The following is an 8,501-nucleotide window of genomic DNA, read 5'->3' on the forward strand; positions in this document are numbered from 1 at the left end:
TGTAACAAACTCCTGGTAGTTCGGCGGGCCGCGTATCGTCGCGGAGCTTACTGGACTTCGAGGTGGGCGGTCGAGTCACGGCTGCCACTGGCTGTTGGCGAACAGGGCGTACTGCGCGGCCGCGCGTTGATGGACGTCGACCAGCTGATTCGAGGTCACATAGCCGACGTAATTGCGGTAGGCGACGATGCAGGTGTACCGCTTGGGCCCGCTGAAATCGGTGTTCTTCGTACTGTTCTCCACGCACGCCGAATCCGTGATCTGGGGTACCGCGTCGACGGCGGGGCCACCGCCCTGGAGCGTGACACGGTCGGTGACAGCCTTTTTCGCCGAGGTGGCGTCCTCTGAGCGCAGCACCAGGGCGTCGGAGGTCTTGGCGAATTCAGCGGCCTTCAGCGCGGCGACACTCTGGGCGGCGGCCTTGCGGTCGGGCATGTAGTGCACGATCCCGTGCGGGCCGAATACGCCGTTGTCGTCGCCGTATTGCGGACGACCGGACTGGCCGGTGTTGAGCGCACGGCTGAGCAGGTAGTTCGGATCCCAGGGCAGTTTGACCGTGTCCTCGTCGGAGATCGGCTGCAAGCGGTCCAACAGCGGGAATTCGGTGTCGAGGGTCTTCTCGGTGAGGGAGGTGAGGCTGTTCAGGTTCGGTGTAGGAGTGAGGGCCAATACGGACACCACATAGGGGCCGTGTGCGAGGAAGGAGCGGATCGACGGCGTTCCTGGGAGCCAATGTGCGTGCGCGTCAGGATATTTCGCGAGCGGTACCGACTGGTTCTGGTCTTTGTAGGCGTTGAAATCGGTGTTGTAGAAATCGGTGGCGGCCCGGGTGGCGCTCGCGGCGTCGTTGAACTGCATCACCGACAGAGCGAGCACGGTGGAATACGGCTTCTCGGGTTTCGGCCAGCCGGAGAAACCCCAGCCCGCGTCCTTGTCGCCGGCCGCGGTCGAGAATCCGTACACCATGTGGTCGCGTTTGGCGACGGCCTCCATCTCGTCCTCTTTGCCGAGCGCATCAGGCAGGACGCCGGCGGAGAAGCTGCCCGCTTTCTCGCGTTTCGTCAGCGCCGGGTCGACCTGATCCGCGGTCACCACGTACTCGGCAAGGCGCATGCCGGCGGCCTCGGGCGCGTTGACGAAGCCCGGCCGGTAGTCCACGTGGATATCGAGCGGCCGCACGTCGTAGTTGCCGACGTCGAGTTTCCGGACGTCTATTTCCGACGGGCCGGCCCAGCCGCCGACGGTCGCGCCGCATCCGGTCGCCGCCAGGAGTCCGCCGAGACAGGCCGCGGCGGCCGCCGCCCGGACGAATCGTATGGTCATTTCGGATCCGCCTTCACCAGGATGGTGTACTGGGCCGAAATGCGTTGCTGCGCATCCAGTAACTGTTCACCCCAGGCCAGCGAGGCATATCTGCCGTAGTACACCGAGCAGTAGAAGCGGACGGCCAACTGTTCCTTGCCGTTGTATTCCCGGCATTTCGCGACCGGAAGATTCCGCGGGGATGCGGCCTGCTTGAAATGTTTTTCCGCTCCGCCCAATTCGTCGCGAATATCCGCGGCGGCCGCGGCATCGCGGGCTCGGTACAGTTCGTTGCCGTAATCGGCGAAGCGGTCGACGCCGTCGCGGTCGTACCACGCCCGGGATTCGCCCGGATCGCTACTGAAATGTAGCCCCGCACGCCCGAGATAGACCCCGGGCGGGTTGAGCCATTCGCCGGTCGCCTCCTTCGGCCGGATCATGGTCCGCCCGAGCATCCCGTCGACGTCGATCGGGTGATCCATCAACTTGTCCGGCGGTGTCGGCTGGAATTTGGCGAGCGCGGGCGCGACGGTGTCGAGGCTCTTCTGCACACGGGAAACGAGCGCCGGGAGGTCGACCTTGCCGAACCAGTTCTTCGCCTGGTCGTAGACCGAGGTGAAGACGACCAGCCGACCCGCCGGATACCAGCTGTTGATCGCCTGTTTGGTCGGTACCCAATGTGCGTGCGTCAGCGGATAATTGGGGATCGCCACCGCCTGGGTCTGCGGATCGCGTCCGAAATCGCGCCGCTCCAGAGCCGCGGCGACCTCGGTCGCGCGCTGCTCGGTCGGGAAGATCATGGCCGCGTTGACCAGCTCGCTGCCCAGATTGTCCGGGTCGTCGCGGCCGTAGGACACGAAGCCGCCGATCAGGTCCGGGGCATCTTCGGCGAAGTTGCTCAGGTCGGTGAAATCCTTCATCACCGACGTCTTCGGATCGAGGAAGACCAGGGTGTCGAGTTTGCCGGTGTGAGTGAAGGCCGGGTCGATATCCATCGGCAGCGGCATCGTGCTGCCGAGTCGTTCCGCCTCGTAGAACGCGGCCTGACCGGGATTGGTGGGTTTGCCCATATCGCGCGGCGTGGCGTCGTACGGCCCCACGTCCAGGCCGCTGAGATCGACCGTCGGCTCGGCGGCCGGTGCGGGAGTCGGATCGGAGCCGCATCCCGTCGCGGCCAGCGCCAGCGCGGCCACGGCAGCGGCCAGCACGCGCACGGAATTTCGCATAGTCCCCTCCCACAGGCTCCACGCCGGCGAACACAGGTGCCCGTTCGGCCGACGCTGCGAAGAAGATAGCACCCGTCTCCGACGGGATGCCCTCACCGGCGGCGGCTCCCGCCCTGTGGGCGTCGGTCCGAGCCGGGTGTCACGCCCCCGAGCGCAGGTCGCCGACGAACTTTTCGCACACCGCGGCGATAGGCTGCCAGTCGCCGGTGGGGTATTGGCAGCCGACGCTGACCTGAAGACCGGAATCCACCAGAACCTGCCAGCGCACCGTGGTGCCGTCACCGGGAGTTTCCTCATACGACAGCCCCGGGCGCCCACCGAAGATCACATTGCGCTGCAGCGGCCCGACGGTGCCGGCCGGGCGCTTGGCGATCTGGGTTTCGAGCGTGGCGGCGACGTCCTCGACGCCGGAACCCGGGGCAAGGTCCTTCTGAACCAGCGAAATGCGTTCGCGCGCACCGTCGTTCGGGGAAATATCGACCCGGGCGCCCGAGCGATTGGTGATATGCCAGCCCGCCGGGATCACCGCGCCGACCCGCCCGAAGGTTTCGGCAGGTGGTGCGGGCGCAGCAGTCGGCGACGCGACGGCGGAGGGGCGCGCCGCGGTGGGCTGGGCCGTCGGCGACTCGTCGCCGGAGCGGGTCAGCACGACGGCGGCCACCACCGCCGCGACGACCACCGCGACCACAGCGGCGCCGATGAGCAGCGGAGTGCGGCGCTTCGGTGGCGGCGCGGTCGCGGCCGCATGCTCGTGCAGGGAGCCGACCCAGGGAGTCTGCGGGGCGAACTGCGCGGGTTCGGCTGCGGCGGGCATCGCGGGCCCGCCCCGGACCAGGTCCACACCGGACATCGCGCGCAGGTCGACACCGAAACCGTAGCGCCGGGACAGTTCCGCGCGCATCGCGTCGAGCAGCGTGGGGTCGGCAGCCCCGACGACCACGAGATAGCTGGGTTTCCGCCCGCCCAGCAGCCGATCGACGACGTCGACGACGGCCTCCACACCGCGCCCCTCGGCCAGGTCCGCGGAGCCGATCGTCGGCTCGTATTCGCAGGCCTCGATCCAGGTCTCGGTACCCGAACGGCCGGTCAGGGTGACGGTCGTGGTGAGCGAATTCAATTCCACCACCGCGATGCGCTGCTGCTGCGAGGTGCTCGCGGACAGTCCGGCCACCCGCAAGGCCAGCGGTTCGACGCTGATCTCGCCGACCAGACGGCGGGCGCCGGCCTCGAGCGCGGCGCGGCGGCGCGTGCCCCACTCCGACGGGCTCACCACGGTGAGCCGTTCACACGCGGTGGGCAGTCGCAGATTCGTCAGCACGGCGCCGAAGATCGCGGCGAAGGCGTCGGCGACGGTCGGCAGCATCGGGACGAACGCGATGCGGTCGGCCGCGGCCAGACGTACCACCGATACCGCGGGGGAGGGCGGCTGAAGTGGTTCTCCCACAACGAGACTCGTGCCGTCGCTGGCGGGGACCACCGAGGGAGCGCCGTCCCAATGGGTGGATTCGCTGCGCGCCCACAATCGGCTGTCGGTCAATATCAGATCGACCGTGGACATCAGCTCCCCCTTCCAGGCCGGTTCTCGCGGCATAGTACTCCAGCACGGTGACGCGCCCGCGCCGCCCGGGGCCGGTCAGAAGCTGTTGGCCAGCAACGCATACGCCGCATCGACCCGCTGATCGATATCCTCGCGGCTGTTGGCGTTGACGACCTCCACGTATCGACGGTAGGGCACATAACAGCGGAATCTGCTGTCCTTCTGCGGATCTCCCGAACTGTTGAGTGTCAGGCATTTGGCCCCGGGCACCGTCTTGGGCGCGTCGGCCGGCTCGTACTGCTCACCCGAACTGGAGATCAGGCCCTTGATCATGCGCGCCCCGGCATCGGCGTCGCGGACGCGCAACACCGAGCTGTTGTCGGCGACGGCGATGGCATCCATACCGGTGTCGTCGACGAGCCGCTGACGTGTGGTCTCGTCGGAGGAGATATGGACGAATGCCGGTGCCGCGTAGACGGCGAAGCGATCGACATCGGGCGTACGGTTCGAGCGGTCCCGCACCACGGCGCGCGCGAGGAGGCCGTCCGGGTCCACCGGCAGTGCGTCGAGGCCGCCGGCCGCGGTCGCCTGGAAATGATCGAGTGCCGGTACCTCGGCGTCGAGGGTCTTCTGAACCCAGGCCAGCAGATCGGCTTCCTCGGACCGGGGCCGCTCGATGAACAGCGAGATCACGAACTGCTTGTAGGCCATGAAGGTGCCGATGGTCGCGATCCCCGGACGGTAGTGGATATAGGCGTCCGAGTATTTCGGCAGTGCGAGTTTGCGATTGAGGTCGGGCGCGACACCGAAGTCGACGTCCTCGAGTTCGCGCGCGGCCTGCCGGGCCGCGGACTCGTCCGGGAAGCGCAACACCAGATCGGTGACCGAGGTCGCCGCGGCGGCGCTGTCCAGCGAACCGGGTTTGTCGGAACCCGCCGCGACATAGGCGACGACCATCTTGTTGCGGTCGAGCACCGGTTTGGAGACCGCGGCCAGCAGGCGGCGGGTGGCATCGGTGCTGTCGACGACGACGCGTCCGCCGGCGCCGATCGTCAGCGACGGGTCGATACGGACGGCCGGAACCACGGCCTGCGACATCCGCATCCCCTCCGCGAGCGCACCCTTGCTGCCCGCGGTGGCGTCGTAGCTGTGGCGGTCGACCGGATACGGGCCGACGTCGAGCGTGCGGACATCGATCTCGGCCGCGGTCGGGGTTCCCTGCACACCGCAACCGGTCAGCACGGCCAACAGTGCCGCGCACGTGAAAACCAGAGATCTGCGAATCGTTCGGTCCATGGACCGCCCCCCCTTCTCCCGGTGCTCTCACCCGGTTCTCCGCCATCGAAATTACCGGACCGGACCCGGCAGCGGGGACCCATGGACAACGATTGCCTTAACCTTGTCCCTGTGGTGACCGCTGCGCTGATATCGCTCGGAGGCCGATTCCGTTGATGGATTGGCAGGTCGAGGTCGTCGCCGGTAACCATGTCCTCGTGCGCGTCGCGGGGGCCGTCGTGGTCGTCGCGCATCGTGGTCGCGGCCGGGTTCACCCCGACGCACCGGCGATGCGGGCCGCGGAGGCGTTGGCGCAGTTGGTGTCCGAGGCCTCCGAGCACGCCCCGCAGGGACCCGGCCGGATCATCGCGCGCGAGGCCACCCGCTGGCTGATACAGGAGGCCGAACAGGTCGACGGCAGCCCGGTCGACCTGGGTATTCTCTCGCGCTCGGATACCGGTGGGGTGGCGATCTTCCTGCACGGGGCGGTCACCGTGGTCCTCGCGGGCGCCCGGGGGGTCGAGTACTACCGCGGCGTGGATGCCGCCTTCACCGTCGACCGCTTCACCGAACCACCGGCCCGCGCCGCGGCGCTGTTCATCGACGACGAGCGCGGCCGGATTCCGGAACTGCCCGAACGCGGTATCGGCTCGCTGGTGGAAGGCGTGGCGGCCGCCGCGGGGGCGGTGGTGTGGTTCGACGGGGAGCGGACGCGCGCGCGTGATCGTGCCGCCCGGCCGGCCCCGGGTGCGCATCATCGCGCCGAAGACGCTCCCACTTCACAATTGGACGCGCAGCGACCCGAACCCCACGTGCCCCCGCCGCCGACCCGGCCCGACCGGTCACCGGAAGTCGATGCGCGGCAAGGGACATCACGTCCCGAACCGGCGGAGGATCCTCGTCTGGCCGAAACCCGGTTGCGTGGAACCAATCCCGCTCCCGGCCCCGATCCGGAACTGGAACGCCGGATGGAGGCGACCGCCCGCGCGACCTCGCTGACGGTGCGGGTGATGGGATTCAAATGCGCCCGGGCCCATCCGAGCGATCCACGCTCGGCGTTCTGCACGGTCTGCGGGATGCCGGTCGACCAGACCCAGCAACCGGCCGAGGTCGTCCGGCCGCCGCTGGGCATGCTCGTTCTCGACGACGGGATGACCTATCTGCTCGCGGCCGACGCGGTGATCGGACGGGACCCGGAGAACTCGGAGGCCGCCCAGCGCGGACTGGTGCCGGTCAAGATCGAGGACTCCTCCGGCGGAATGTCGCGGGCCCACGCCGAGATCCGGCTGATGAACTGGGATATCACCGTCGTGGACCGCGGCTCCACCAACGGCACCCGGGCCCGGCCGGCCGGATATCGCGATTGGATTCGGCTGCCACCGAATCAGCCGATGGTGCTGGCCCAGGGCTCGGAGATCCAGCTCGGCAACCGGGTACTGCGGTTGGAGCCGGCCGCGCCCCCGCCGTTCGGCTGAGATGACCGAGCCGTTCAGGAGTAGCGCGCCTCGCAGATCTCCTGTGTGCCCAGCACGCCTGCCCGGAACGCGTCGACCCGGGAGAAGCCGCTCGGCACGGTCTTGCCTTCTACGTCGCTGGCCGCCAGCCCGTCGCTGAGCAGACCCGACACCGCCTTGTCGAGATCGCCCGGAGACAGCGCGATATCGCCCTGTCCGGCATCGCGATGCGGATCGGCGAGCCTCGCGGTGATCACACCCGACAGACAGGCCGCGCGCAGGCCGGTCTTCGCTCCGGTCAATTGCTGATGCGCGTTGCGCTGCACCGCGAGCGCGTAGCGCGAGACGAATACGACGTAGGCGTTGTAGTCACCGCCGACGCGGGTCGGAAATCCGTCCTGCTCATCGGTATTCGCGGCACCGCGCTGCGCGAGGGCGGGGATGTCGGTGCCGATGGTATTGGTCGCGGGGCAGTAGGTGACGGGCACGGTGTCGGCGCCGTTGCTGCAGTGCATGAGGGCGCCGTGATAGTCGTAGGCCGGTTCGGACGGGATCGGCATGATCGCCGCCATCGCCTTGCTCAACTCCTTGAGACTGTCCTTGGTGATGGCCAATTCGCCGCGGTTGACGTCGTCGCCGAAGGACTGCGGCAGATTCTTGCGGCGGCGATCGATGTCCTTCATATCGATCGCCTTGCAGCCCTTGGGTCCGTCGGTGAAACCGATCTGCACCGCGGTCACCCGCTCGAAGGCCGAGCCGTGCACCGATTCCGGATCCTCGGGGTTGGCGTCCCGGATGGCGACCGTCGCGGCCAGCACGTTGTTGAGGCCGTCGGAGGTGTTGATCGTGAAGTGCGCGGCCTTGTCCTCGGCGACGTGACGCATGAACGCCCCGGCGAAACAGTCGGCCTGCTGCTCCTTCACGATGACCGGATCCTTGGCGGTGACGATGCGCGACATCGTCTGGATGGCGTGGCCGTATTCGTGCGCGAGCACCATCACCACGGCCATCTTCCCGAAGCTGTCCTGCATCATCGGCAGCAGAACCCCACGGTCCCAGCCGACGGAATTGTCCAGCCGGCAGTAGGCCGCGTTGACCAGGTGATAGGTCGTGTCCTTGCAGAACTGCGTCTCCTGTGAGCGCGGCGCCTTCGCACTCCAGGAATAGAATTTGGTGACGGGGGTGAAGTCGCCCTGGAATTCGTTGTGATACTCACCGCGCCAATAGCTTTGGATGTCGTCGATGGCATTGAGCGCCAACGTGTCCACCCCGCCCTTGTCGCCACCGGTGGCGGTCAGCGCGGAATCGGGGACGCCGGATCGGGGACCGCTGGGGCCGCTGGTGGTGGGGAGTCCGGCGACCTGGAACGGGTCGTCGTAGATGGATACCGCGTGCCCACCGGTCGTCATGGTGCAGCCGGCCAGTAGACCGACCGCCAGCACCAGTACGGCGAGGGTCGCCGTCACCGGGCGTTTCGCCATCTCCCCATCCCTCCCCGGGCCGGTAGTCACTGCGTCACCTGCGCCGCCCCCGGCGATCGGGGGCACGTTCGAGCCCCACCGATGTCACGGCCATCGCATATTATCCGGCTCATGTCATTACCGGGGGCGCAGAAGATCACCGTGCGCCATGAGGGAACCGATCGGATCTTCGAAAACACTCAGCAGGTGACCCTGGGCCGCGCGCCCGAGGTGACGGTGTTCGTCG

At 67.8% G+C, this 8,501-nt stretch carries 6 protein-coding genes; 1 reads left to right on the forward strand and 5 read right to left on the reverse strand.

Annotated elements, in window-relative coordinates:
- Window positions 1-75: 75 nt before the first annotated feature.
- From ON23_RS04585 to ON23_RS04600, 4 genes are all read right to left on the reverse strand, one after another.
- Entirely contained in the window at window positions 76-1,323 is a 1,248-nt protein-coding gene (locus ON23_RS04585) for a DUF7373 family lipoprotein (RefSeq protein ID WP_039776578.1), read from the reverse strand.
- Window positions 1,320-2,528 (reverse strand): DUF7373 family lipoprotein, encoded by a 1,209-nt coding sequence (locus tag ON23_RS04590; RefSeq protein WP_039776579.1) that lies wholly within the window; start codon window positions 2,526-2,528, stop codon window positions 1,320-1,322. Before ON23_RS04590 ends, ON23_RS04585 begins: the two co-directional genes overlap by 4 nt.
- Window positions 2,529-2,667: 139 nt before the next feature.
- Complete coding sequence (locus ON23_RS04595; protein ID WP_086006829.1) at window positions 2,668-4,119, reverse strand: type VII secretion-associated protein; 1,452 nt, start codon at window positions 4,117-4,119, stop codon at window positions 2,668-2,670.
- A 42-nt stretch (window positions 4,120-4,161) separates the two neighbouring features.
- Window positions 4,162-5,361: a DUF7373 family lipoprotein gene (locus ON23_RS04600; RefSeq protein WP_039776581.1), complete on the reverse strand. Its 1,200-nt coding sequence runs from the start codon at window positions 5,359-5,361 to the stop codon at window positions 4,162-4,164.
- Between the two features lie 155 nt (window positions 5,362-5,516).
- On the opposite strand from ON23_RS04600, the gene ON23_RS04605 reads away from it, so the two are divergent.
- Window positions 5,517-6,815 (forward strand): FHA domain-containing protein, encoded by a 1,299-nt coding sequence (locus ON23_RS04605; RefSeq protein ID WP_039776582.1) that lies wholly within the window; start codon window positions 5,517-5,519, stop codon window positions 6,813-6,815.
- A gap of 14 nt (window positions 6,816-6,829) precedes the next feature.
- Here the strand turns inward: ON23_RS04605 and ON23_RS04610 are convergent, their stop codons facing one another.
- On the reverse strand, window positions 6,830-8,275 hold the full coding sequence (locus ON23_RS04610; RefSeq protein ID WP_039776584.1) for a neutral zinc metallopeptidase: 1,446 nt from the start codon (window positions 8,273-8,275) through the stop codon (window positions 6,830-6,832).
- Between the last annotated feature and the right edge of the window lie 226 nt (window positions 8,276-8,501).

Source organism: Nocardia cerradoensis NBRC 101014, assembly GCF_000308535.1.
GTDB classification, from domain to species: Bacteria; Actinomycetota; Actinomycetes; order Mycobacteriales; family Mycobacteriaceae; genus Nocardia; species Nocardia cerradoensis.

Excerpts from the sequence above, each read along its gene's own strand:
- ON23_RS04595 (WP_086006829.1), bottom strand. The coding sequence starts at position 4,119 with ATGCCGCGAGAACCGGCCTGGAAGGGGGAGCTGATGTCCACGGTCGAT.
- ON23_RS04605 (WP_039776582.1), top strand. The coding sequence starts at position 5,517 with ATGGATTGGCAGGTCGAGGTCGTCGCCGGTAACCATGTCCTCGTGCGC.
- ON23_RS04585 (WP_039776578.1), bottom strand. The coding sequence starts at position 1,323 with ATGACCATACGATTCGTCCGGGCGGCGGCCGCCGCGGCCTGTCTCGGC.
- ON23_RS04600 (WP_039776581.1), bottom strand. The coding sequence starts at position 5,361 with ATGGACCGAACGATTCGCAGATCTCTGGTTTTCACGTGCGCGGCACTG.
- ON23_RS04610 (WP_039776584.1), bottom strand. The coding sequence starts at position 8,275 with ATGGCGAAACGCCCGGTGACGGCGACCCTCGCCGTACTGGTGCTGGCG.
- ON23_RS04590 (WP_039776579.1), bottom strand. The coding sequence starts at position 2,528 with ATGCGAAATTCCGTGCGCGTGCTGGCCGCTGCCGTGGCCGCGCTGGCG.